18 protein-coding genes are annotated in these 23,701 nt (G+C 71.4%); 10 read left to right on the forward strand and 8 right to left on the reverse strand.

All coding sequences use genetic code 11. The features are described 5' to 3' along the window. The first annotated feature begins 11 nt into the window (after positions 1 to 11). The 6 genes from ACLJWH_RS25940 to ACLJWH_RS25965 all read left to right on the forward strand — a co-directional run bounded on the left by ACLJWH_RS25940 (position 12) and on the right by ACLJWH_RS25965 (position 6,526). Positions 12 to 1,043 (forward strand): sugar ABC transporter substrate-binding protein, encoded by a 1,032-nt coding sequence (locus ACLJWH_RS25940; RefSeq protein ID WP_411144154.1) that lies wholly within the window; start codon positions 12 to 14, stop codon positions 1,041 to 1,043. 5 nt (positions 1,044 to 1,048) lie between these two features. Further along, positions 1,049 to 2,677 (forward strand): sugar ABC transporter ATP-binding protein, encoded by a 1,629-nt coding sequence (locus ACLJWH_RS25945; RefSeq protein WP_411144155.1) that lies wholly within the window; start codon positions 1,049 to 1,051, stop codon positions 2,675 to 2,677. Next, entirely contained in the window at positions 2,674 to 3,708 is a 1,035-nt protein-coding gene (locus ACLJWH_RS25950; protein ID WP_411144156.1) for an ABC transporter permease, read from the forward strand. Before ACLJWH_RS25945 ends, ACLJWH_RS25950 begins: the two co-directional genes overlap by 4 nt. Positions 3,709 to 3,720: 12 nt before the next feature. Further along, entirely contained in the window at positions 3,721 to 4,737 is a 1,017-nt protein-coding gene (locus ACLJWH_RS25955) for an aldo/keto reductase (RefSeq protein WP_411144157.1), read from the forward strand. Continuing rightward, positions 4,737 to 5,570 (forward strand): amidohydrolase family protein, encoded by an 834-nt coding sequence (locus ACLJWH_RS25960; protein ID WP_411144158.1) that lies wholly within the window; start codon positions 4,737 to 4,739, stop codon positions 5,568 to 5,570. The genes ACLJWH_RS25955 and ACLJWH_RS25960 overlap by 1 nt, the downstream gene beginning before the upstream one ends. 164 nt (positions 5,571 to 5,734) lie before the next feature. Further along, positions 5,735 to 6,526, forward strand: a complete 792-nt coding sequence (locus ACLJWH_RS25965) for an SDR family oxidoreductase (RefSeq protein WP_411144243.1) — start codon at positions 5,735 to 5,737, stop codon at positions 6,524 to 6,526. A gap of 42 nt (positions 6,527 to 6,568) precedes the next feature. Here the strand turns inward: ACLJWH_RS25965 and ACLJWH_RS25970 are convergent, their stop codons facing one another. The 6 genes from ACLJWH_RS25970 to ACLJWH_RS25995 form a co-directional block, all read right to left on the reverse strand. Then, positions 6,569 to 7,240 (reverse strand): FadR/GntR family transcriptional regulator, encoded by a 672-nt coding sequence (locus ACLJWH_RS25970; protein ID WP_411144159.1) that lies wholly within the window; start codon positions 7,238 to 7,240, stop codon positions 6,569 to 6,571. A 124-nt stretch (positions 7,241 to 7,364) separates the two neighbouring features. Then, the gene (locus tag ACLJWH_RS25975) at positions 7,365 to 8,435 is read right to left on the reverse strand and encodes an LLM class flavin-dependent oxidoreductase (RefSeq protein WP_411144160.1); all 1,071 of its coding nucleotides are present in this window, start codon (positions 8,433 to 8,435) and stop codon (positions 7,365 to 7,367) included. Positions 8,436 to 8,674: 239 nt separating this feature from the next. Next, on the reverse strand, positions 8,675 to 10,279 hold the full coding sequence (locus ACLJWH_RS25980; protein WP_411144161.1) for an FAD-dependent oxidoreductase: 1,605 nt from the start codon (positions 10,277 to 10,279) through the stop codon (positions 8,675 to 8,677). 2 nt (positions 10,280 to 10,281) lie between these two features. Continuing rightward, positions 10,282 to 11,892 carry a glycerol kinase GlpK gene (glpK, locus tag ACLJWH_RS25985; RefSeq protein WP_411144162.1) on the reverse strand — a complete coding sequence of 537 codons (1,611 nt, stop codon included), beginning with the start codon at positions 11,890 to 11,892 and terminating at the stop codon, positions 10,282 to 10,284. A 50-nt stretch (positions 11,893 to 11,942) separates the two neighbouring features. Next, positions 11,943 to 12,749, reverse strand: coding sequence for an MIP/aquaporin family protein (locus ACLJWH_RS25990; protein ID WP_411144163.1), 807 nt, complete (start codon positions 12,747 to 12,749; stop codon positions 11,943 to 11,945). Positions 12,750 to 12,977: 228 nt separating this feature from the next. After that, positions 12,978 to 13,742 (reverse strand): IclR family transcriptional regulator, encoded by a 765-nt coding sequence (locus ACLJWH_RS25995; RefSeq protein WP_411144164.1) that lies wholly within the window; start codon positions 13,740 to 13,742, stop codon positions 12,978 to 12,980. Positions 13,743 to 13,982: 240 nt separating this feature from the next. Here ACLJWH_RS25995 and metH point away from each other — a divergent pair, with 240 nt between their 5' ends. The 3 genes from metH to ACLJWH_RS26010 all read left to right on the forward strand — a co-directional run bounded on the left by metH (position 13,983) and on the right by ACLJWH_RS26010 (position 20,402). Then, a complete protein-coding gene (gene metH / locus ACLJWH_RS26000; RefSeq protein WP_411144165.1) occupies positions 13,983 to 17,510 on the forward strand; it encodes a methionine synthase in 3,528 nt (1,175 codons plus the stop codon). Positions 17,511 to 17,718: 208 nt separating this feature from the next. After that, positions 17,719 to 18,420: an HAD family hydrolase gene (locus ACLJWH_RS26005; RefSeq protein WP_411144166.1), complete on the forward strand. Its 702-nt coding sequence runs from the start codon at positions 17,719 to 17,721 to the stop codon at positions 18,418 to 18,420. A gap of 374 nt (positions 18,421 to 18,794) precedes the next feature. Beyond that, the gene (locus tag ACLJWH_RS26010) at positions 18,795 to 20,402 is read left to right on the forward strand and encodes an ABC transporter substrate-binding protein (protein ID WP_411144167.1); all 1,608 of its coding nucleotides are present in this window, start codon (positions 18,795 to 18,797) and stop codon (positions 20,400 to 20,402) included. A 116-nt stretch (positions 20,403 to 20,518) separates the two neighbouring features. On the opposite strand, the gene ACLJWH_RS26015 is transcribed toward ACLJWH_RS26010, so the two are convergent. Next, the gene (locus ACLJWH_RS26015) at positions 20,519 to 21,190 is read right to left on the reverse strand and encodes a response regulator (RefSeq protein ID WP_052857583.1); all 672 of its coding nucleotides are present in this window, start codon (positions 21,188 to 21,190) and stop codon (positions 20,519 to 20,521) included. Between the two features lie 13 nt (positions 21,191 to 21,203). Continuing rightward, positions 21,204 to 22,187, reverse strand: a complete 984-nt coding sequence (locus tag ACLJWH_RS26020; RefSeq protein ID WP_411144168.1) for a RecB family exonuclease — start codon at positions 22,185 to 22,187, stop codon at positions 21,204 to 21,206. Between the two features lie 187 nt (positions 22,188 to 22,374). Here ACLJWH_RS26020 and ACLJWH_RS26025 point away from each other — a divergent pair, with 187 nt between their 5' ends. Beyond that, entirely contained in the window at positions 22,375 to 23,649 is a 1,275-nt protein-coding gene (locus ACLJWH_RS26025; RefSeq protein ID WP_411144169.1) for a site-2 protease family protein, read from the forward strand. The last annotated feature ends 52 nt before the right edge of the window (positions 23,650 to 23,701 follow it).

The raw sequence follows: 23,701 nt of genomic DNA on the forward strand, positions 1-23,701 counted from the left end.
GAGGGACCCTCATGAGACTGCGTACGACCGGCGCGGCGGCCTGCGCCGTCCTGCTCGCCACCGCCGCGCTCGCCGGCTGCAACCGCGGCAGCGACACCGCGGGCGGCAAGCTCGGTATCGACATGCCCCGTACGGACACCGACTTCTGGAACTCCTACCAGCAGTACCTGCAAAAGGACCTGGACCAGGACAAGGTGCCCGCGCTGCCGCTGTCCAACTCGCAGAACGACATCGCCAAGGTCGTGGCCAATGTGCAGGCGCTCACCGACCAGGGCGCGAAGGCGATCGTGATGGCCCCGCAGGACACCGGCGCGATCACCGCCGAGCTCCAGCGGCTGGCGGCGAAGAAGATCCCGGTGGTGAGCGTGGACACCCGCCCCGACGAGGGCGAGGTCTACATGGTCGTACGCGCCGACAACCGCGCCTACGGCGAGAAGTCCTGCGACTACCTGGGCAAGAAGCTGGGCGGCAAGGGCCGGGTCGCCGAGCTCCAGGGCGACCTCAGCTCGATCAACGGACGGGACCGCTCCGAGGCGTTCGCGGCCTGTATGCGGCAGAAGTACCCCGGAATCACCGTCCACGAGCTGGCCACCGACTGGAAGGGCGAGGTCGCCTCCGCCAAGCTCCAGAGCCTGCTCGCCCAGCACGGCGACCTCGACGGCATCTACCTACAGGCGGGCGGTGCCTTCCTCCAGCCGACGCTGGCCCTGCTGGAGCAGCAGAAGCGGCTCCGGTCGGCCGGGACCGCCGGTCACATCACCGTCATCTCCAACGACGGCATCCCGGACGAACTGGCCGCGATCCGGGCCGGCAAGATCGACGCCACCCTCTCCCAGCCGGCCGATCTCTACGCCCGGTACGCGCTCTTCTACGCCAGGGCGGGGCTGGCCGGGAAGACCTTCCGGCCCGGCCCGACCGACCACGGCTCGACCATCGTCAAGATCAAGAACGGTCTGGAGGACCAGCTGCCGGCGCCGCTGGTCACCAAGGACAACGTCGACGACAAGAAGCTCTGGGCCAACCAACTAGAGAAGAAGAAGTAACGGCGGTGGCGAGCACCGGCCACACCGCGCCCGGCCCCGGACGGCCCGCCGCGGACCCCGCGGTCCGCGCCACGGGCATCGTCAAACGCTACGGATCCACCCTCGCCCTCGACGGCGTCCACCTGACCGTACGGGCCGGGGAGGCGCACGCGCTCGTCGGCCGCAACGGCGCGGGCAAGTCCACCCTGGTCTCGGTGCTGACCGGGATGACGCGGCCGGACGCCGGCACCGTCGCCTTCGGTGGTGCGCCCGCGCCCGGCTGGGGCGACACCGCCGCCTGGCAGCGCAAGGTCGCCTGCGTCTACCAGAAGTCGATGACCGTGCCGGAGCTGACCGTCGCGGAGAACCTCTACCTCAACCGCTTCCCGGGCGGCCGCGCCATCCGCTGGCGGACCCTGCGCGCCCGCGCCCGCGAACTGCTCGCCGAGTACGGCGTCGCGGTCGACCCGGCCGACCGGATCAAGGATCTCGGCGTCGAGCAGCGGCAGTTCGTGGAGATCGCGCGGGCGCTGTCCCGCGGCGCCCGGCTGATCGTCCTCGACGAACCCACCGCCCGGCTCGACGCGGGCGGTATCGACCGGCTCTTCGGCAAGCTGCGCGGTCTGCGCGCCCAGGGCGTGGCCTTCCTGTTCATCTCGCACCACCTCCAGGAGGTCTACGAGCTCTGCGACACCGTCACCGTCTTCCGGGACGCCCGGCACGTGCTGAGCGCCCCGGTCGCCGGGCTGCCCAGGACCGAACTGGTGCGGGCGATGACGGGGGAGGAGCCGGCCGCGGCCCGCCCGGTGCGCGCGGCCGGGCCCGCCGCGGGCGAGCCGGTGCTGCGGACCGAGGGGCTGGTGCTGGCCGGCCGGTTCGCGCCGCTGGACCTGACCGTACGGGCCGGCGAGGTGGTGGGGCTGGCGGGCGCGACGGCCAGCGGGAACACCGCGATCGGCGAGACCCTGGCCGGGCTGCGGACGCCGGGCGGCGGCCGGATCACGGTGCGCGGCCGGCCGGTCCGTACCGGCAGCGTGCCGCACGCCATCGCGGCGGGCATCGGCTACGTCCCCGAGGACCGGCACCGCCAGGGGCTGATCCCGGGCCGCAGCGTCGCCGAGAACGCGACCCTGACCGTCGCCGACCAGCTCGGGCCGCTGGGGACCGTACTGCCCGGCCGGACCCGGGAGTTCGCCCACCGCATGATCACCTCGCTGGACATCAGGACGACCGGACCCGGACAGCCCGTCGCCGGCCTCTCCGGCGGCAACCAGCAGAAGGTTGTCATCGCCCGCGCGCTGGCCCGCGAGCCGAGCGTGCTGGTCGCCGTCCGGCCCACCAACGGCGTGGACGTCAAGTCCAAGGAGGCGCTGCTGGGCGTCGTCCGGGAGGTCGCGGACGGCGGCAGCGGAGCGGTGATCGTCTCCGACGAGCTGGACGATCTGCGGGTCTGCGACCGGGTACTGGCCGTCTTCCACGGCCGGGTGGTCGCGGAGTTCGGCAGCGGCTGGAGCGATCACGAACTGGTCGCGGCGATGGAGGGGATGGCGGGCGGCGGGAGCGGGCCCGGCGGACCACGCGAACGGTACCCGGGGCGACCGGCGGGCACCGACGGCACCGACAGCACGGACGGAACGGAAGGGACCGCGCCATGACCGAGACCGCATCGCCGCCGGCCACCGAGGCGGCCGCCGGGGCGCCCGGCCGGGCCCGGCCGTGGCCCGGCCTGGCCCGCTGGCGGGACTTCTCGCTGGTACCGGTGATCTTCGTGCTGGGCGTCATCGGCTTCATCGTCTCGCCCGCCTTCCTGACCCAGGACAACCTGATCGGCGTCATCCAGCAGTCCACCGAACTGGGCCTGCTGGTGCTCGGCGAGGCGCTCATCCTGATCAGCGGGCGGATGGACCTGTCGCTGGAATCGACCATCGGGCTGGCACCGGTGATCGCCCTGTGGCTGGTGATGCCCGCGCACGGCGCCCGCTTCGCCGGCCTGGAGCTCTTCCCCGCCTGGACGGCGATCCCGCTCTGCCTGGCGGTGGGCGCGGCGGTCGGCGCCACCAACGGCTTCCTCATCCTCAGACTGCGGGTCAACGGCTTCATCGCCACCCTCGGCATGCTCACCATGCTGCGCGGTCTGCAAGTGGGCATCTCCGAGGGCCGCTCCATCGGCAACGTCCCGGAGTCCTTCGCCTACCTAGGCAAGGCCGACTGGCTCGGCGTCCCGGCCGCCGTCTGGATCTGCCTGGCACTCTTCGCGCTCGGCGGCGCGGCGCTGGGTTATCTGCGGCACGGGCGGGCGCTGTACGCGATCGGCGGCAACCCGGAGGCGGCGAAGGCGGCCGGTGTCCGGGTGGACCGGATCACCTGGATCGTGCTGGCCGTCGGCGGCGTCCTGGCGGCCTTCGCCGGCATCCTCTACACGGGCCACTACGGCGCCGTCTCCGCGAGCCAGGGCAACGGCTGGATCTTCCAGGTCTTCGCCGCCGCGGTGATCGGCGGCATCAGCCTCAAGGGCGGCCGCGGCACCCTCTTCGGCGCACTGACCGGCGTCCTCACCCTCCAGCTCGTCATCAACGTGATGACGCTCGGCGGGGTGCCGCCGCTGTGGACGCAGTTCCTCAACGGCCTGATCATCATCATCGCGCTGGTCATCTCCCGCTTCACCAGCGGCGAACAGCAGGACTGAAGGGTGCCCGCGATGCCGTCTCCACCGTACGGACCACGGGAGCTGGGGCGCAGCGGCGTCACCGTCCCGCCCCTCGGCCTGGGCTGCGCGCCCCTGGGCAACCTCTACCGCGCCGTCCCCGAGGAGCGCGCACAGGACGTGCTGCGCGCCGCCTTCGCCACCGGTGCCCGGTACTTCGACACCGCCCCGCACTACGGCGCGGGCCTCTCGGAGGAGCGCCTCGGCCGGGCGCTGCGCGGCCACGACCGCGGTGCGTACACCCTCTCCACCAAGGTCGGCCGCCGGCTGCGGCCGCTCGCGCCGGGCGAGGCGGCGGACGCCGAGGGCTTCGTCGACGCCCCCGCGCGCGCCCGGGTACGGGACTTCTCCCGCGACGGCATCCGGGCCACCCTCGACGCGTCCCTGGCCCGGCTCGGTGTGGACGCCGTCGACATCGTCTATCTGCACGATGTGGAGAACCATCTGCGCGAGGTCCACGAGACCGGCTTCCCGGCCCTCGCCGAACTCCGCGATCAGAAAGCCGTACGGGCCATCGGCTTCGGGATGAACCACAGCGGTCCGCTGGCCCGGCTGGTCGCCGACCTGGAGGTGGACGTGGTGCTCTGCGCGGGCCGCTGGACCCTGCTGGAGCGCACCGCCTTCGACGATCTGCTGCCGGTATGCGCGCGCCGCGGCACGTCGGTGGTGGTCGGCGGCGTCTACAACTCCGGTCTGCTGGCCGACCCGTCGCCGGGCGCACCGTACGACTACGCCCCCGCGCCCGCCGCCCTGCTCGACCGGGCCCGGCAACTCGCCGCCGTCTGCGCCGAGTTCGACGTCCCGCTCAAGGCCGCCGCGCTCCGCTTCCCGTTCGGGCACGCCAGTGTCGCCGCGGCCGTCGTCGGCGCCGCCACCCCCGGGGAGGTCGTGGAGAACGCCGCGCTCTTCACCCGTGACATCCCCGACGAGCTGTGGCACACCCTGGTGGCCCGCGGGCTGCTCGACGCGGACCTGCCGCTGCCCCTCGCCGAACCGGGAGTACGCCCCTGATGCGCATCGACGCCCATCACCACCTGTGGGACCTGACCCGGCGCGACCAGCCGTGGCTGGACGGGGCCTGGGCCGCACCGATCCGCCGCAGTTACGCGCTGCCGGACCTGGCACCGCACCTGGCCGCGCACGCCGTGGACGGCACCGTGCTCGTCCAGTCGTCGGCCTCGTACGCGGAGACGGCCGACCTGCTGGCCGTGGCGGCCGGGGACGGGCCGGTGCGCGGTGTGGTGGGCTGGGCCGATCTCACCGACCCCGGGCTGGCCGGTGTGCTGGCCGCGCTGCCCGCCGGCCTCGTCGGTGTCCGGCACCAGGTGCAGGACGAGCCGGACCCGGACTGGCTGACCCGGCCCGACGTGCTGCGCGGCCTGGGCGCCGTGGCCGGCGCGGGCCTCGTCTACGACCTGCTGGTCACCCCGCGCGAACTGCCCGCCGCGCTGGCCGCCGTACGGGCCCTGCCGGAGCTGGCCTTCGTCCTGGACCACGCGGCCAAACCCGCGGTGGCGCGCGGGGACTGGCAGCCGTGGGCGGCCGGGATCGCGGACCTGGCCCGGCTGCCGAACGTCAGCTGCAAACTGTCCGGCCTGGTCACCGAGGCCGACTGGGCGGCCTGGCGGCCCCGGCAGCTCCTCCCGTACGCCCGGCACGTCCTGGACGCCTTCGGGCCCGAGCGGGTCCTCTTCGGCTCCGACTGGCCGGTGTGCACCCTCGCCGCCGGCTACGCGGACGTCGTCGCCCTCGCGGAGGCCGCCACCGGCCACCTCACCCCGGCCGAACGGTCCGCCGTCTTCGGGGGGACGGCAGGGCGGGTGTACCGGGTGGCGGCCGAATAGGGCGGCACCGCGCAGCACGGCACGGCACAGCACAGCACCGCGCCCCACAGCGACGTCCGGATTCCGCCAGCTTCGGCCGCCGCCGCGCCGCAGGATCGAGTCGTACCGCGGCGGACCGCGGTACGGGAACCACGCTCGATGTGAAGGTGATGAGGACGATGGCGATGACGACCCCCGCCGGGACGGCGACAGCGACGGCCGTGGCGGCCACCGGCACCCGGCCGCTCGACGGCAGGGTGGCCCTGGTGACCGGCGGCAGCCGCGGCATCGGGGCGGCCATCGCGCTGCGGCTGGCGGCCGACGGCGCGGCGGTGGCGCTCACCTACCAGCACGGCGAGGACCGCGCGGCGCAGGTCGTCGAGCGGATCACGCGGGCCGGCGGACGGGCCTGGGCGGTACGGGCCGACAGCCGGGACCCGGAAGCCGTGTGGGCCTCGGTGGCCGGCACCGCGGACCGGTTCGGACGGCTCGACATCCTGGTGAACAACGCGGGCGTCGGCCTGATCGGCCCGTTCGAGGGGGCCTCCCTCGCCGATGTCGACCGGGTGTTGCAGACCAATGTCCGGGCGCCGTTCCTGGCCGCCCAGGCCGCGGCCGGGCACCTGGCCGACGGTGGCCGGATCATCTCCGTCGGCAGCTGCATGGCCGAGCGGTCCGCCTTCCCCGGCGGCGCCCTCTACACCACCAGCAAGGCCGCGCTCACCGGTCTGACGAAGGCCCTCGCCAGGGAGCTGGGGCCGCGCGGGATCACCGTCAACCTGGTGCACCCCGGCCCCATCGACACCGACATGAACCCGGCCGACGGCGAGAGCGCGGCGACGCAGGCCGGGCTCACCGCGCTCGGCTCGTACGGGCGGCCGTCGGATGTCGCGGCGACCGTGGCGCATCTGGCGGGCGAGGGCGGGCGGTATGTCACCGGCGCCGCCATCGCGGTGGACGGCGGTTTCGCGGTCTGACCCGCCGCCGGGGACGCGGGCACCGGGCGGCGGGGGCGCCTCTCACAGCGTCGAGCGCAGCCACTGCTCCACGCTCGCGATGTGCACCGTCGCCCAGGCCCGCGCCGCCTCCGCGTCCCGGTCCCGCAGCGCGCCGATGATCGCCCGGTGCTCGGTCAGGGTGCGCCGCACCGCGTCCTTCTGCGTCAGCCCGCGCCAGATCCTGGCCCGGGTGGTCGGCCCGGACAGGCCGTCCAGCAGCGAGCAGAGCACGGAGTTGCCGGACGCGGCGACGATCCCGCGGTGGAACTCCAGGTCGCAGGCGACCAGGTCCTCGACGGAGGGTTCCGGGCCCAGTGCGTCCAACTGGTCCTCCAGGGCGTCCAGTTGCTCCGGTGCCAGCCGGCCGGCCGCCATCGCCGTGGCGGCCGGCTCCAGGATCCGGCGGACGGCGAGGAACTCCAGCACCGTGTCGTCGCGGTGGAAGTCCACCACGAAACTCATGGCCTCCAGCAGGAGTTGCGGATCGAGGCTGGTGACGTACGTGCCGTCGCCCTGGCGGACGTCCAGGATGCGGATGAGGGAGAGCGCGCGCACCGCCTCGCGCAGCGAGTTGCGGGACAGGCCGAGTCCGGCCGCCAGCTCGCTCTCCTTCGGCAGCCGGTCGCCCGGCCGCAGCGCCCCGGAGACGATCATCCCCTTGATCTTCTCTATCGCCTCGTCGGTGACCGCCATGGCCGCCCTCCCCGCTAGGACCCGCCGGACGTCCGCACAGACATCCGATGTATGGGCCCATTATGACCTGTCGCCGCCGGCCCGGCCGCGCCGGTACGGGGTCCGCCGGGGGAGCCCGCCCCCGTCACGGCCGCGGCGGCTCCCACAGCGTGCTCGGCGCCTCGCGGCGCACCACGGGGGCGATCTCCTCGGCGAACCGCTGCAAGGTCTCCAGCTGTTCGGCGTGCCCGAGCCCGTAACCGTCGACGGTGATCGACTGGAGGTCGTGCCCGTAGACCTCGTGGTAGCCGAGGATCTTGTCGATGATCTGCTGCGGGCCGCCGATCAGCTGCGGACCGTCGGCCATGGCGGACTCGATGGTCCGGAAGGGCGTGTTGTAGCCGGCCCGGCCCGCCAGGTGCGGCTGGAAGGTCTGCGCGACCCGCGCCTCGTACAGCTCCTTGTACCGTGCCACCGCCTGCCGGTCGGAGTCCGCGATCAGCAGCCCGCCGGAGCCCGCCGCGACCCGCGCCCCGGCCGGGTCGTGGCCGTACGCCGCGTAGCGCTCGCGGTAGTACGCGATCAGCTCGGCGTACGCGGCGCGCGGCTGTATCGCGTTCGCGGTGAACAGCGGATCGCCGTGCCGGGCGGCCAGCTCGGGGGAGTTGCGGCTGGTGGCCGAGCCGTGCCAGATCCGCGGCGGCCCGCCGTAGGGCCGCGGCAGCGTCGTGACGTTCTTCAGCGGCGCCCGGAACTCGCCGGCCCAGTCCAGGTTCTCCTCGCTCCACAGCCGGCGCAGCAGCTCGTACTTCTCGGCCTGGAGGTCCCACTGCCGGTCCTCGTCGAGTCCGAAGAGGTCGAAGTGTCCGGCCTCGGCGCCCTTGCCGATGACCAGCTCGATGCGGCCGCGCGCGAGCTGGGTGAGGGTCGCGTAGTCCTCGGCGACCCGGACCGGATCGAGGATCGCGACGACCGTGACCCCGGTCAGCAACCTGATCCGGGTGGTCCGGGCGGCCAGCGCGCCCAGCACCACCGTCGGGCTGGACGACAGGAACGGGCCGGCGTGCCGCTCCCCGACGGCGTATCCGTCGAAGCCCAGCCGCTCGGCCGCCACCCCGGTCTCGACGACCTCCGCGAACCGGTCCGCGGGGGTGGGGAGTTCACCGGTCAGCGGATGCGGTGCGTGGCCGATGAGCGAGAGCACGGAGAATTTCATGGTGTCCTTCCGGCGTCGGGGGCTGCCCGGGTCCGCCGGCGGCTGCCGGGGCGGTCGGCGGGTCCTCCCACTGTGCGCGCCGGACGTTGCCGCCGTATGTCAGCCGCATGGCACCGCCACGGGGCTGACCGGGGACCGCGCCGGGGGCCGGCCGCGGACCGCGCCCCGCGGTACGACGACGGGGCGGCCCCCGAGGGACCGCCCCGTCGTCCGGCACCATGACGTGCCGTCAGCGTGCCTCAGCCGGCCAGCATGTCCTTCACCTTGGCGCGCACGTCCTCGGTGTCCAGACCGCGGATCGTCAGGGTCGTCCGGCGGCGCAGCACGTCGTCGACCGTCTCGGCCCACTCGTGGTCCCGGGCGTAGGCGACCTGGGCCCAGATCTCCGGCGCGTCCGGGTGGATGCGCTCGGCCAGCGCCGGGTCGTCGTTCGCCAGCCGCGCGATGTCGAAGGAGAGCGAGCCGTAGTGGGTGGCGAGGTGCCGGGCGGTCTCCGGGGACATCCGCGGGCCAGGGGTGCCGCCGTCGACCAGCAGCCGGTGCGCGACCGCGTTCGGGTTGGCGATACCCGGCAGCGGGAGCTTCTTCGGCAGATGGGAGATCGGCTCCATGTCGTCGGCCAGCGGGTGACCGGGCAGCGCGGCGAGCTTGTTCATGACCGTACGGCCGATGTGCCGGAAGGTCGTCCACTTGCCGCCGGCGACCGACAGCATGCCGCCGCTGCCCTCGGTGACGACCGTCTCGCGCTTGGCCTTGGAGGTGTCGCCGGGGCCGCCGGGCAGCACCCGCAGACCCGCGAAGGAGTACGTGATCAGGTCACGGGAGAGCTGCTGGTCGCGGACCGAGAACGCGGCCTCGTCCAGGATCTGCGCGGTGTCCTTCTCGGTGACCGCGACGTCCGCCGGGTCGCCCTCGAACTCCTCGTCCGTGGTGCCCAGCAGCAGCATGTCCTCCCAGGGGAGGGCGAAGGTGATGCGGTACTTGTCGATCGGGGTGGCCAGTGCGGCCTTCCAGGGAGCGGTGCGCTTGAGGACCAGGTGCGCGCCCTTCGACAGCCGGATCGAGGGGGCCGCGTTCGGGTCCTCCAGCTTGCGCAGGTGGTCCACCCACGGGCCGGTGGCGTTCAGCACCAGGCGGGCGTTGACGCCGAACTCCGCGCCGTCCAGCCGGTCCTTGAGCTCCGCGCCGGTGACCCGGCCCTGGGTGAAGCGCAGGCCGGTGACCTCGGCGTGGTTGAGGACCGTGGCGCCGGCCGCGACGGCGGCGCGGACGGTCATCAGGGCCATCCGGGCGTCGTTCATCTGGTCGTCGCCGTACACGGCCACGGCCTTGAGGTTGTCCGTGCGCAGCTCCGGCACATCACGCTGGGCCTTGGCCGGGCTTATGACATGGCCGACGCCGTCGCCGAACGCGGAGAGCGCGGAGTAGGCGAAGACGCCCGCGCCGAGCTTGGCCGCGCCGTGCGGGCCGCCCTTGTAGACGGGCAGGTAGAAGGTCAGGGGGTTGGCGAGATGCGGTGCGACCTCACGGGAGACGGCGCGCCGCTCGAAGTGGTTCTCCGCGACCAGCTTGACCGCACCGGTCTGGAGGTAGCGCAGTCCGCCGTGCAGCAGCTTGGAGGAGGCGGAGGAGGTGGCGCCGGCGAAGTCGCCGGCGTCCACCAGGGCCACCCGCAGCCCGGCCTGCGCGGCGTGCCAGGCAGTGGAGATGCCCAGGATGCCGCCGCCGATCACCAGGAGGTCGTACGTCGCCTTGGAAAGCTGCTCCCGAGTCTCGGCGCGGCTCGGGTTCGAACCGTCGGCCGGGTGCGTCCCGAGTGCCGGGACGCTCTGCGTGGTGGTCATGATTACTCCTCGTCCTCGATCCAGCCCATGGTCCGCTCGACGGCCTTGAGCCAGCTCTTGTACTCGCGGTCACGGGTGGCCGCATCCATCCGGGGGGTCCACTCGGCGGCCCGGCGCCAGTTGGCGCGCAGTTCGTCGGTGCTGGACCAGAAGCCGACGGCCAGTCCGGCCGCGTAGGCAGCGCCGAGGCAGGTCGTCTCGGCGACCATGGGGCGCACCACAGGAGCGTCCAGGAAGTCCGAGATGGTCTGCATCAGCAGGTTGTTGGAGGTCATTCCGCCGTCGACCTTGAGCGCGGTCAGCTCGACGCCGGAGTCCTTGGTCATGGCGTCGGTGATCTCGCGGGTCTGCCAGGCGGTGGCCTCGAGCACGGCGCGGGCGATGTGCGCCTTGGTGACATAGCGGGTCAGGCCCGCGATGACACCGCGCGCGTCGGAGCGCCAGTAGGGGGCGAACAGGCCGGAGAAGGCCGGTACGAAGTAGGCGCCGCCGTTGTCCTCGACGGTGCTGGCCAGCGTCTCGATCTCGGCGGCGCTGTTGATCAGGCCCATCTGGTCGCGCATCCACTGCACCAGCGAACCGGTGACGGCGATGGAGCCTTCCAGGGCGTAGACCGGGGCCTGGTCGCCGATGCGGTAGCCGACGGTGGTCAGCAGCCCGTTGTACGAGTTGACGGGCTCGCCACCGGTGTTCATCAGCATGAAGGTGCCGGTGCCGTACGTGGACTTGGCCTCGCCCTGCTCGAAGCAGGTCTGGCCGAACAGCGCGGCCTGCTGGTCACCGAGCGCGGAGGCGACCGGGACACCGGCCAGCACGCCGTGGGCGGTGGTGCCGTACACCTCGGCGGACGACCGGATCTCCGGCAGCAGCGCGGCCGGAATCTCCAGGGAGTGCAGGATCTTCTCGTCCCACGCCAGGTCGTGCAGGTTCATCAGGAGGGTGCGCGAGGCGTTGGTGACGTCGGTGACGTGCACACCGCCGTCGACGCCGCCGGTGAGGTTCCAGATGACCCAGGAGTCCATGGTGCCGAAGAGGATCTCGCCGCGCTCGGCGCGCTCGCGCAGGCCCTCGACGTTGTCCAGCAGCCAGCGGACCTTCGGCCCCGCGAAGTACGAGGCCAGGGGGAGGCCGGTCTCGCGGCGGAAGCGGTCCTGGCCGACGTTGCGGCCGAGCTCCTTGCAGAGCCCGTCGGTGCGGGTGTCCTGCCAGACGATGGCGTTGTGGACCGGCTCACCGGTGTTCTTGTCCCAGAGCAGCGTGGTCTCGCGCTGGTTGGTGATGCCGATGGCCTTGACGTCGGCGGCGGTGATCCCGGCCTTCTCGACGGCGCCGGCGACGACCTGCTGGACGTTGGCCCAGATCTCGTTCGCGTCGTGCTCGACCCAGCCCGGCTTCGGGAAGATCTGCTCGTGTTCCTTCTGCTCGACCGAGACGATCCTGCCGTCCTTGTCGAAGACGATGCAGCGGCTGGAGGTGGTGCCCTGGTCGATGGCGGCAATGAACGGCCCATGGCCGTGGGAGGAAGTCCCATGGCCGTGGGAGGAAGTCCCATGGCCGTGGGAGGACGTCCCCTGGCCGTGGGAGGAAGTACCGGTGTGGTGGGTGTCGCTCATGGTGTGCTCCAAGGAAGTCTGTGCGGGCGCGGTCGGGGCGGTCGTGCGGCTCAGGCGAACGCCAGCTGATAGATGCCACCGGCGATGGCTCCGCCGATCAGCGGGCCGACGACGGGGATCCATGCGTAGCCCCAGTCCGACCCGCCCTTGTTCGGCAGCGGCAGCAGTGCGTGCACGATGCGCGGGCCGAGGTCACGGACCGGGTTGATGGCGTAGCCGGTCGGGCCGCCCAGCGACAGACCGATGCCGACGACGACGAACGCGACCAGCAGCGAGCCCAGGACGCCGACGCCCTTGCCGTCGGCGCTCAGACCGAGAGTGAGGATCGACAGCACCAGAACGACGGTGGCGATGATCTCGGTGGCCAGGTTCTGTACGACGTTACGGATCTCCGGGCCGGTGGAGAAGATGCCCAGGACCGGACCGGCCTTCGGCGAGGCGGACTGCTCGACCATGCCTTCGTGGTCGACCGAGTCGAGATAGCCGTAGTGCTCGGAGAGCACTGCCGGGTCGGTCAGATGCGCCCGGAACTGTCCGTAGTACGTGATCCACACGAGCACTGCGCCGATCATGGCGCCGAGCAGCTCACCGGCGAAGTACACCGGCACCTGGCTCCACTCGATACCGCCCTTGATGGCGAGGCCGATCGTGACCGCCGGATTCAGGTGTGCGCCGGACTTCGCGGCGATGTAGGCACCCGTGAGGACCGCGAAGCCCCACCCGAAGGCGATGGCGAGCCATCCGGCGTTGTACGCCTTGGAGCGTTTGAGCGTGACGGCGGCGCAGACGCCCCCGCCCAGCAGGATCAGAACAGCGGTACCGATGGTCTCGCTGATGAAGATGTCGGAGCTGGACACCCGCGACTCCTTTGTCCTTCGTCCAGAGAAAAGCGAACCCCGGGTCCCTCCGGTGGCCCGCGCCCTCCGAGAGGGCGGTGGTCGGCCCGCGGCATTGCCCCACCATAACGAAGATTGCCGAGAGGTGTTCGACAATGCCGACCGACGAACGGCAGTTTTATTCACCAACCGGACGTCGTCAAGGGTTCCGTGACCAGAAACCTAGATGAACATATGGGGTGAATCGGGTCAGAATCGCCCTGCACCAAGATCCCGGGACACCGCGCGTGCGCAATCCCGCACCGCGGCGACGAGCTCGGGCCGCAGCTCACCGTCCCGGCACACCCGCTCCACGGCCCCGGTGATCCCCACCGCCCCCACCGGCATCCGCCGCCGGTCGTGAATCGGCGCGGCCACCGACGCCACGCCCTCCCAGGTCTCCTCCACATCCGCCGCCCAGCCGCGCGCCCGCGTCAGGTCCAGCAGCTTCTCGAAGTCCGCCGGGCCGGTCACCGTGCGCGGGGTGAACGCCTCCTGCGCCGCCTCGACGGCCTCGCTGTGCGCCACCGGGTCGTACGCCGAGAGCACCTTGCCCAGCGCCGTGCTGTGCAGCGGCTGCATCGCCCCGACCTCCAGCACCTGCCGGCTGTCGTCCGGCCGGAAGACGTGGTGCACGATCAGCACCCCGTGCTGGTGCAGGACCCCCAGATAGGCGCTCTCGCCGCTGGAGCGGGCCAGGTCGTCGGTCCACACCAGGGCGCGGGCGCGCAGCTCGTGCACGTCCAGATAGCTGTTGCCCAGACGCAGCAGCTCGGCGCCGAGCTGGTAGCGGCCCGATGCCGGGTCCTGCTCGACGAAACCCTCCTGCTGGAGCGTGCGCAGAATCCCGTGGGCCGTGCCTTTGGCCAGCCCCAGTGAGGAGGAGATGTCCGAGAGTCCCAGCCGCCGTTCCCCGCCGGCCAGCAGCCGCAGCATTGCCGCGGCGCGCTCCAGCGACTGGATGGTGCGTGCCATGAGGGCAACCTCCAAAATGAGCGATTCGACAATGCTGAACGATATCGGCCCATGCCGACCCAGGGGATCAATTCCGGTCGATGAACGATCAAGGACGGCGCACCGGCCCCCGCCGCCGTCCACTCGTCCACGCCGTGGAACGGGGGAACACTCGCAGCGGGCCGCCAGCTACGCTGGCCGGGTGCGCCCTCTACCGGAGGCCGCAAAGCCGACAGCCGTCGCAACCAGGGGAGCATCTCCATGGCCTCGTACACGCCATCGTCCACCAGCACATCCCGCGTCGAATCGCTCCGCGAGGCGCTCGCCTCCCGGGTGGTGGTCGCCGACGGCGCGATGGGCACGATGCTCCAGGCGCAGGACCCCACTATGGAGGACTTCGAGCAGCTGGAAGGCTGCAACGAGATCCTCAACGTCACCCGCCCCGACATCGTCCGCGCGGTGCACGAGGCGTACTTCGCGGTCGGCGTCGACTGTGTGGAGACCAACACCTTCGGCGCGAACTTCGCCGCGCTCGCCGAGTACGACATTCCCGGCCGGGTCTTCGAGCTCTCGGAATCCGGCGCCCGCGTCGCCCGCGAGGTCGCCGACGAGTTCACCGCCGCGACCGGACAGCAGCGCTGGGTGCTCGGCTCGATGGGCCCCGGGACGAAGCTGCCGACGCTGGGCCACGCCCCGTACGTGACGCTGCGCGACGCCTACCAGCAGAACGCCGAGGGCATGATCGCCGGCGGTGCGGACGCCCTGCTGGTGGAGACCACCCAGGACCTGTTGCAGACCAAGGCCGCCATCCTGGGCGCCCGCCGCGCCCTGACGGCCACCGGCACCCAGCTCCCGGTGATCTGCTCGGTCACCGTCGAGACCACCGGCACGATGCTGCTGGGCTCGGAGATCGGCGCCGCGCTGACCGCGCTGGAGCCGCTGGGCATCGACATGATCGGCCTGAACTGCGCCACCGGCCCCGCCGAGATGAGCGAGCACCTGCGCTATCTGGCGCGCAACTCCCGCGTCCCGATCTCCTGCATGCCCAACGCGGGCCTGCCGATCCTGGGCAAGGACGGCGCGCACTACCCGCTGACCCCCGGTGAACTCGCCGACGCCCAGGAGACGTTCGTCGGCGAGTACGGGCTCTCGCTGGTCGGCGGCTGCTGCGGCACCACCCCCGAACATCTGCGGCAGGTCGTCGAGCGGGTGCGGGGCCTGGCGCCGACACCGCGCAGCCCGCGCCCCGAGCCGGGCGCCGCCTCCCTCTACCAGACCGTCCCGTTCCGGCAGGACACCTCGTACCTGGCGATCGGCGAGCGGACGAACGCCAACGGGTCGAAGCGGTTCCGCGAGGCGATGCTGGCGGGCCGCTGGGACGACTGCGTGGAGATGGCCCGCGACCAGATCCGCGAGGGCGCGCACATGCTCGACCTGTGCGTCGACTACGTGGGCCGGGACGGCGTCGCCGACATGGAGGAGCTGGCCGGCCGGTTCGCCACCGCCTCCACCCTCCCGATCGTGCTGGACTCCACCGAACTGGACGTGCTGCGGGCCGGTCTGGAGAAGCTGGGCGGCCGGGCGGTCATCAACTCCGTCAACTACGAGGACGGCGACGGCCCCGAATCCCGGTTCGCGAAGGTCACCGCGCTGGCCGCCGAGCACGGCGCGGCGCTGATCGCGCTGACCATCGACGAGGAGGGCCAGGCCCGCACCGTCGAACACAAGGTCGCCATCGCCGAGCGGCTCATCGAGGACCTCACCGGCAACTGGGGCATCCTGGAGTCGGACATCCTCATCGACTGCCTGACCTTCACCATCTGCACCGGCCAGGAGGAGTCCCGCGGCGACGGCATCGCCACCATCGAGGCGATCCGCGAACTCAAGCGCCGCCACCCCGACGTCCAGACCACCCTGGGCCTGTCCAACATCTCCTTCGGCCTCAACCCGGCCGCCCGCCTCGTGCTGAACTCCGTCTTCCTGGACGAGTGCGTCAAGGCCGGTCTGGACTCCGCCATCGTGCACGCCTCCAAGATCCTGCCGATCGCCCGGCTGGAGGCGGAGCAGGTCGAGGTCGCCCTCGACCTGGTCTACGACCGACGGCGCCCCCGGCAGGGGGACGAGCCGGCCTACGACCCGCTCCAGCGGCTCATGGCGCTCTTCGAGGGCGTCAACACCAGGTCGATGCAGGCCGGCCGGGCCGAGGAACTCCTCGCGCTGCCCCTGGAGGAGCGCCTGAAGCGGCGCATCATCGACGGGGAGAAGAACGGCCTGGAAGCCGACCTGGACGAGGCGCTGGCGGACCGTCCGGCCCTGGACATCGTCAACGACACCCTTCTGGAGGGCATGAAGGTCGTCGGTGAGCTGTTCGGCTCGGGCCAGATGCAGCTGCCGTTCGTGCTCCAGTCCGCCGAGGTCATGAAGAACGCGGTGGCCTATCTGGAGCCGCACATGGAGAAGTCCGACGCCGACGGCAAGGGCACCATCGTGCTGGCCACCGTCCGCGGCGACGTCCACGACATCGGCAAGAACCTCGTCGACATCATCCTGTCCAACAACGGCTACAACGTCGTCAACCTCGGCATCAAGCAGCCCGTCTCGGCGATCCTGGAGGCCGCCGAGGAGCACCGTGCCGACGTCATCGGGATGTCCGGACTCCTGGTCAAGTCCACCGTGATCATGAAGGAGAACCTCCAGGAGCTCAACCAGCGCAAGATGGCCGCGGACTTCCCCGTCATCCTCGGCGGCGCCGCCCTGACCCGCGCCTACGTCGAACAGGATCTGCACGAGATCTACGAGGGCGAGGTCCGCTACGCCCGCGACGCGTTCGAGGGCCTGCGCCTGATGGACGCGCTGATCGCCGTCAAGCGCGGCGTCCCCGGCGCCACCCTGCCGGAGCTCAAGCAGCGCCGGGTGCCCAAGCGCGAGACGGCCGCCCTGGAGGTGGACGAGCCCGAGGGCTCGGTGCGCTCCGACACCGCCACCGACAACCCGGTCCCCACCCCGCCGTTCTGGGGCACCCGGGTCGTCAAGGGCATCCAGCTCGCCGACTACGCCTCCTGGCTGGACGAGGGCGCGCTGTTCAAGGGCCAGTGGGGCCTCAAGCAGGCCCGCACCGGCGACGGCCCGACCTACGAGGAGCTGGTCGAGACCGAGGGCCGTCCCCGGCTGCGCGGCTGGCTCGACAAGCTCCAGACCGACAACCTCCTGGAAGCCGCCGTCGTGCACGGCTACTTCCCGTGCGTCTCCAAGGGCGACGACCTGATCCTGCTGCACGAGGACGGCACCGAGCGCACCCGCTTCACCTTCCCCCGCCAGCGCCGTGGCCGCCGGCTCTGCCTGGCGGACTTCTTCCGCCCGGAGGAATCCGGCGAGACGGACGTGGTCGGCCTCCAGGTCGTCACCGTCGGCTCGAAGATCGGCGCGGCCACCGCCGAGCTCTTCGAGGCCAACTCCTACCGCGACTACCTCGAACTGCACGGCCTGTCCGTGCAGTTGGCCGAGGCGCTGGCCGAGTACTGGCACGCCCGGGTCCGCACCGAGCTGGGCTTCGGCGGTGAGGACCCCGCGGAGGTCGAGGACATGTTCGCCCTCAAGTACCGCGGTGCCCGCTTCTCCCTCGGCTACGGCGCCTGCCCCGACCTGGAGGACCGGGCCAAGATCGCGGACCTGCTCGAACCGGGCCGGATCGGCGTGGAGCTCTCCGAGGAGTTCCAGCTGCACCCCGAGCAGTCCACCGACGCCATCGTCATCCACCACCCCGAGGCCAAGTACTTCAACGCCAGGTGAGACACCACGTGACCGGCCGGGCGGCCGGTCACGCGGCCGGCGCGGCGCCGTGCGGGGAGTCCCCCGGACGGCCCCGTCCGCCGTCCCCCCGCGCGCCGGGGCCAACCGTCGTAGACTGGTCGGTCCGGTAGTGGCCGGCCGCCTCCCCTGCCCGGGATGGCGGCCGGCCCTTTCGTCCCTTCGGGGACACCCTCACGGAGGTGGCTGGATGACCAGCAGCGTCCCCGCGGTCGGCACCCGGATGGCCGATTCCGCGACACTCCAGGCCGTCTTCCTCGACCTGGACGGCACTCTCGTCGACACCGAGGGCTTCTGGTGGGAGGCCGAGTCCGCGGTCTTCGCCGAACTGGGCCACACCCTGGACGAGGCGCACCGCGAGGTCGTCGTCGGCGGGCCGATGGCGCGCAGCGCCGCCTATCTGATCCAGGTGACCGGCGCCGATATCGCCCTGGCCGAGCTGACGCTGCTGCTCAACGCGCGCTTCATGACCCGGATCGCGCGCGGGGTGCCCCTGATGCCGGGCGCGCGCCGGCTCCTGGCCGAACTGGCCGCCCACCGGGTGCCCACCGCCCTGGTCTCCGCCTCGCACCGCGGCGTCATCGACCGGATGCTGCATTCGCTGGGCCGGGAGAACTTCCGGCTGACGCTGGCCGGTGACGAGCTGCCCAGGACCAAACCGCATCCGGACCCCTATCTGACCGCGGCGGCGCGGCTGGGCGTGGACCCGGCGCGCTGTGCGGTCGTGGAGGACACCGTGACGGGAGTGACGGCGGGGGAGGCCGCGGGCTGCCGGGTCGTCGCCGTGCCATCGGTCACGCCGATCGCCCCCGCGTCCGGCCGCACGGTCGTCGGCTCACTCGAAGAAGTGGATCTGTCTTTTCTCCGGGCCCTCATCACGGAAAGCCGGTGAGCCGTGCACTGAGCGTGTCCTGCCGAAAGCGGAAGGAACTGTGGGCAGCGGTGTGCTCATTTTCCGTGACGAATGCACTGGCCGAATTCCCGTACACATGTGCGCAATTGCGTGAGTGAGGTTTCTCACGCGCCAGTGCGTCGACAGCAAGGTCAACTGTTGTTCCATGGAGCCTTTTCGGGACTTCTTCTGGGGGTAAGTGTCCGGATTGGTGGGGCAGCGTACGAAACGTTCCACCGTCCGGATATCGGTCACCCGGCTGCTGTTATCCGGGCGTGATATCCGGTCAACTCTGTTGTGTCCCGGACCCGCTGGCCGTTCCTACTAATGTCGACGCGAGCAACACCTCTGCGCTGATAAGGAACCTGCCGACGATGAATCGCAAGACCTTGGTGCTGCCGGCCCTGGCCGGTCTGCTCGTCCCCGCACTCGCGGCCTGTGGCAGTACGGACGGCGCGGGCGAGGGCGGTGATCCGATCGTCGTCGGCACGACCGCCGCGATCGAGGCCATCAAGGACGCGCCGGCCCCTCTCGACCCCGCGCAGGCGTACGACGTCGACGCGATGAACGTGCTGCGCCCCAGCCTTCAGACGCTGCTGCGGCTGCCCAGGACCGGCAACGCGCCGGTGCCCGAAGCGGCCGAATCCTGCGGCTTCCGCGACACCCAGAACGAACAGTACCGCTGCACCATGCGCAGTGGCCTGAAGTTCTCCAACGGGCATCCGCTCACGGCGAAGGACGTGAAGTTCTCCATCGAGCGCATGCTCACCATCAACTTCGCCCGGGGTCCGGTCTCGCTGCTCAGCGGTATCGACAAGGTCGAGACGCCGAGCGAGAGCGAGGTGGTCTTCCACCTCAAGAAGCCCGACGCCACCTTCCCGCAGAAGCTCGCGACGCCGTCCGCGTCCATTCTCGACAGCGCGGTGTACCCGAAGGACCGCCTTTTCAAGGGCTTCGACATCACGGGCTCCGGCCCGTACACGGTCAAGATCGAACGCAGTGGTGAGCGTGTCACCAAGGCGATCTACACCAAGAACCCGAATTACAAGGGCGGGATCACGGTGAAGAGCGACAAGATCGAGATGGTGTTCTTCAAGGACTCCAAGGCCATGGAACAGGCGCTGCGCAAGGGCGACATCGACATGATGAACCGCAGCCTGTCGCCCGAGCAGATCCAGGGTCTGCAAAATGCCCGCGACAAGGGCATCACGCTCCAGGAGATGCCCGGCGCGGAGATCCGCTACCTCGCCTTCAACACCGACGACCCGGTGATCTCCGACAAGGCCGTACGCCAGGCCATGGCCCAGCTCGTGGACCGCGCCGCGCTGGTACGCGATGTGTACGCCTACACCGGCAACCCGCTCTACTCGCTGGTCCCGGCCGGCCTCACCGGTCACGTCAACTCCTTCTTCACCAAGTACGGCAACCCGAACGTGGCCGAGGCCCGCAAGATCCTCCAGCAGGCGCACGTCTCCACCCCGGTGAAGACGACCCTGACCTACACCAAGGACCACTACGGCGCCATCACGGCCAAGGAGTTCAAGGAGCTGCAGAACCAGTTCAACAAGAGCGGCCTGTTCGACGTCGAGATCAAGGGCATCGACAACTGGCAGGAGTTCCGCAAGGACCAGACCGAGGGCAAGTACGCGATCTACGGCATGGGCTGGTACGCCGACTTCCCGGACGCCGACAACTACATCGCGCCGTTCATCGGCAAGGGGAACTTCCTCAACATCCCCTACCGCAACGCCAAGATCGAGTCCCAGGCGATCATCGGTACCCGCCAGCAGGCGGACCGCAACGCCGCCGCCACCGGCTTCCAGCTGGCCCAGAACATCATCGCCGACGACGTGCCGATCCTCCCGCTGTGGCAGGGCAAGCAGTACGTCGCCGCCCGGGACACCGTCACCGGCACCGAATGGGCCCTCAACTCCTCCTCCTCGCTCCAGATCTGGGAGCTGGGCCGCGGCGTCGGCAAGTGACGCCCGGCTGAGCCGGCCGTACGGCGCGGACACGACGGCGGGGCCGGCCCGAGGAATCCTCGGGCCGGCCCCGCCGTCATGTGCCGGATCCGGCCGTGCCGCGGGGGCGGCGGCCGCTACTGCGCGCCGGGGCGCACCAGCCCGCTCTCGTACGCGTACACCGCGGCCTGCACCCGGTCGCGCAGCCCCAACTTCGTCAGCACATGGCCCACATGCGTCTTGACCGTCGTCTCGCTCACGAACAGCTCCGCGGCGATCTCGGCGTTCGACAACCCGCGGGCCACCAGCTTCAGCACCTCGACCTCACGCTCGGTGAGGGTGTGCAGCGTGTCCGGCATCGGCTCCTCGCCCGACGGCAGATGCCCGGCGTACTTGTCCAGCAGCCGGCGCGTGATGCTCGGCGCGAGCATCGCCTCGCCCGCCGCCACCACCCGGATCGCCTGCACCAGCTCATTGGCCGGCGCGTCCTTGAGCAGGAAGCCGCTGGCACCCGCCCGCAGCGCCTCGACGACGTACTCGTCCAGATCGAAGGTCGTCAGCACCAGCACCTTGGCCGGACCGTCCTTCGCGGGGCCGGTGATCTGCCGGGTCGCCTCGACACCGTCCATCCGCGGCATCCGGATGTCCATCAGCACCACATCGGGCTGTAGCGCCCGCACCTGGTCCAGCGCCTGGAGACCGTCGCCGGCCTCGCCGACGACCGCCAGATCCTGCTCGGCCTCCAGAATCATCCGGAATCCCGTGCGCAGCAGGGGCTGGTCGTCGACCAGCAGGACGCGGATAGCCACGAACACTCCTTCGTTAGATCTGCTCCATTCTGCCCTGCGCCGCCCCGTCGCCGTCCGCCGGGCGGACCGGCAGCGGATAGACCGGGGGAGTGCCGCCGAATTCCGGGCAGTGCGCCTGGTGGTCGCACCAGCCGCAGAGCTTGGTCGGCCGCGGCCGCCAGTCCCCGGAGTCCGTGGCCCGCTGGATCGCGTCCCACAGCGCCAGCAACTTCCGCTCCACACCCCGCAGATCGGCCTCGGACGGGTCGTACGTCCGCACGTCGCCGCTGCCCAGATACACCAGCTGCAACCGCCGCGGCACCGTGCCCCGCAGCCGCCACATCACCAGCGCGTAGAACTTCATCTGGAACAGCGCGCCCTCGGCGTACTCCGGCCGGGGCGCCTTGCCGGTCTTGTAGTCGACGATCCGCACCTCGCCCGTCGACGCGATATCGACCCGGTCGATGAACCCGCGCAGCCGGAGCCCGGAATCCAGCACCGTCTCCACATACAGCTCGCGGTCGGCCGGTTCCAGACGCGTCGGATCCTCCAGCGAGAACCACCGCTCCACCAGCGCCTCGGCGTCCGCCAGCCACGTCCCCAGCCGCTCGCCCCCGGGGTCGTCCTCGAAGAGCTCCGCCAGCTCCGGCCGCTTGGCCAGCAGCTTCTCCCACTCGCCCGGCACCATCGCTCGCGCCCCGGGCGCCGTACGCTCCGCGGCCGGCGCGTCGAAGAGCCGCTCCAGCACCGCGTGCACCACCGTGCCCCGTGTCGCCGCGGCGCTCGGCTTCTCCGGGAGCTTGTCGATCACCCGGAAGCGGTAGAGCAGCGGGCACTGCATGAAATCGCTCGCCCGCGACGGGGAGAGCGCGACCGGACGCCCGCCGGCCCCCGCCGGCGAGCTCTCACCCGGCTGCGGCCCGCGCGGCGCCCCCGGCCCGGCCGCGGTCTGCCGCGGGTCCGGCCCGCGCTGTTCACCCTGCGTGGCCGCCCCGGCCTTCTCGGTGCTCGTTCCCATGCCACAAGACCCTACGGCCCGCCACTGACACTGCGCACCGTCCCGGACGGTGTCCGGGCGCCGGGCCCCCGCGGCGGATCACCACACCGCATTCCGCATACCATCGACGCCAGACCCCTTTGCCCTGCATGATCGAGAGAGATCGCGCCGAGCAGGTGCGAAGGCCGTATTTCGACGAGGGGACGCCGTGGACGAGAGCGGGAAGCCGCAGGACCCCCAGGAGTCCGGGCAGCCCCAGCCGCCCCATCCGCCCAAGCCGCCCAAGGACGGCAAGAAGCGCCGGGCGCCCGCGCCGGACGGCGGGAAGCAGAGCCCCGGCGGCGGCATCCTCATGGGCCGCCCGTTCGGTGTGCCCGTCTACGTCGCCCCCAGCTGGTTCCTCGTCGCAGCCCTGATCACCTGGGTCTTCGGCGGCCAGCTGGAGCGCGTACTGCCCGAGCTGGGCAGCGCCCGCTACCTCGTCTCGCTCTTCTTCGCCGTCGCCTTCTACGCCTCGGTGCTCATCCACGAGCTGGCGCACACCGTCGCGGCACTCCGCTTCAAACTCCCCGTACGTCGCATCCAGCTCCAGTTCTTCGGCGGCGTCTCGGAGATCGAGAAGGAGAGCGAGACCCCCGGCCGGGAGTTCGTCCTGGCCTTCGTCGGCCCGCTGCTCTCCCTCGTCCTCGCCGGTGTCTTCTACGCCGGTATGCAGCTGGTCGAGCCCGGTACGGTCCCCGGCGTCCTGCTCGCCGGCCTGATGATCTCCAACCTCATCGTCGCCGTCTTCAACTTCCTCCCGGGCCTCCCGCTGGACGGCGGCCGGATGCTGCGCGCCGTCGTCTGGAAGATCACCGGCAACCCCATGAGCGGCACCGTCGCCGCGGCCTGGGTGGGCCGTGCGCTCGCCGTCACGGTCCTGATCGGCCTCCCCCTGCTCACCCACACCGGCGCCCTCGGCAACACCCGCCCCGAGATCGGCGGCGCCGACTCGCTCACCGACGCCCTGCTCGCGGCGATCCTCGCCGCCATCATCTGGACCGGCGCGGGCAACAGCCTGCGCGTCGCCCGGCTGCGCGAACGCCTCCCCGACCTCCAGGCCCGCAATCTCACCCGGCGCGCCGTCCCCGTCGAGACCGAGACCCCCCTCTCCGAGGCACTGCGCCGCGCCAACGACGCCGGCGCCCGCGCCCTGGTCGTCGTGGACGGTCAGGGCGAGCCCACCGCCCTCGTGCGCGAGGCCGCCATCGTCGGCGTCCCCGAGCACCGCCGCCCCTGGGTCGCCGTCGGCACCCTCGCCCAGGACCTCAGGGACGGTATGCGGGTCTCCGCCGAACTCGCCGGCGAGGACCTCCTCGAATACCTGCGGGCCACCCCCGCCACCGAGTACCTCGTGGTCGAGGACACCGGCGAGATCTACGGCGTGCTGTCCACCGCGGACGTGGAACGCGCCTTCGTCTCCGCCATGGCCCGCCACTCCTGAGCCGCCCGGCCCTCCGCCGGGAACCCTCTGGTCCCGGGCGTCCCCAGGGGCC

Origin of the sequence: Streptomyces sp. x-80 (assembly GCF_046549095.1) — a bacterium.
Classification (GTDB): Bacteria; Actinomycetota; Actinomycetes; order Streptomycetales; family Streptomycetaceae; genus Streptomyces; species Streptomyces celluloflavus.

Coding starts and splice junctions, on each gene's coding strand:
- ACLJWH_RS25940 (WP_411144154.1), top strand. CDS start 12: ATGAGACTGCGTACGACCGGCGCGGCGGCCTGCGCCGTCCTGCTCGCC.
- ACLJWH_RS25950 (WP_411144156.1), top strand. CDS start 2,674: ATGACCGAGACCGCATCGCCGCCGGCCACCGAGGCGGCCGCCGGGGCG.
- ACLJWH_RS25955 (WP_411144157.1), top strand. CDS start 3,721: ATGCCGTCTCCACCGTACGGACCACGGGAGCTGGGGCGCAGCGGCGTC.
- ACLJWH_RS25960 (WP_411144158.1), top strand. CDS start 4,737: ATGCGCATCGACGCCCATCACCACCTGTGGGACCTGACCCGGCGCGAC.
- ACLJWH_RS25965 (WP_411144243.1), top strand. CDS start 5,735: ATGACGACCCCCGCCGGGACGGCGACAGCGACGGCCGTGGCGGCCACC.
- ACLJWH_RS25970 (WP_411144159.1), bottom strand. CDS start 7,240: ATGGCGGTCACCGACGAGGCGATAGAGAAGATCAAGGGGATGATCGTC.
- ACLJWH_RS25975 (WP_411144160.1), bottom strand. CDS start 8,435: ATGAAATTCTCCGTGCTCTCGCTCATCGGCCACGCACCGCATCCGCTG.
- ACLJWH_RS25980 (WP_411144161.1), bottom strand. CDS start 10,279: ATGACCACCACGCAGAGCGTCCCGGCACTCGGGACGCACCCGGCCGAC.
- glpK (WP_411144162.1), bottom strand. CDS start 11,892: ATGAGCGACACCCACCACACCGGTACTTCCTCCCACGGCCAGGGGACG.
- ACLJWH_RS25995 (WP_411144164.1), bottom strand. CDS start 13,742: ATGGCACGCACCATCCAGTCGCTGGAGCGCGCCGCGGCAATGCTGCGG.
- metH (WP_411144165.1), top strand. CDS start 13,983: ATGGCCTCGTACACGCCATCGTCCACCAGCACATCCCGCGTCGAATCG.
- ACLJWH_RS26005 (WP_411144166.1), top strand. CDS start 17,719: ATGACCAGCAGCGTCCCCGCGGTCGGCACCCGGATGGCCGATTCCGCG.
- ACLJWH_RS26010 (WP_411144167.1), top strand. CDS start 18,795: ATGAATCGCAAGACCTTGGTGCTGCCGGCCCTGGCCGGTCTGCTCGTC.
- ACLJWH_RS26020 (WP_411144168.1), bottom strand. CDS start 22,187: ATGGGAACGAGCACCGAGAAGGCCGGGGCGGCCACGCAGGGTGAACAG.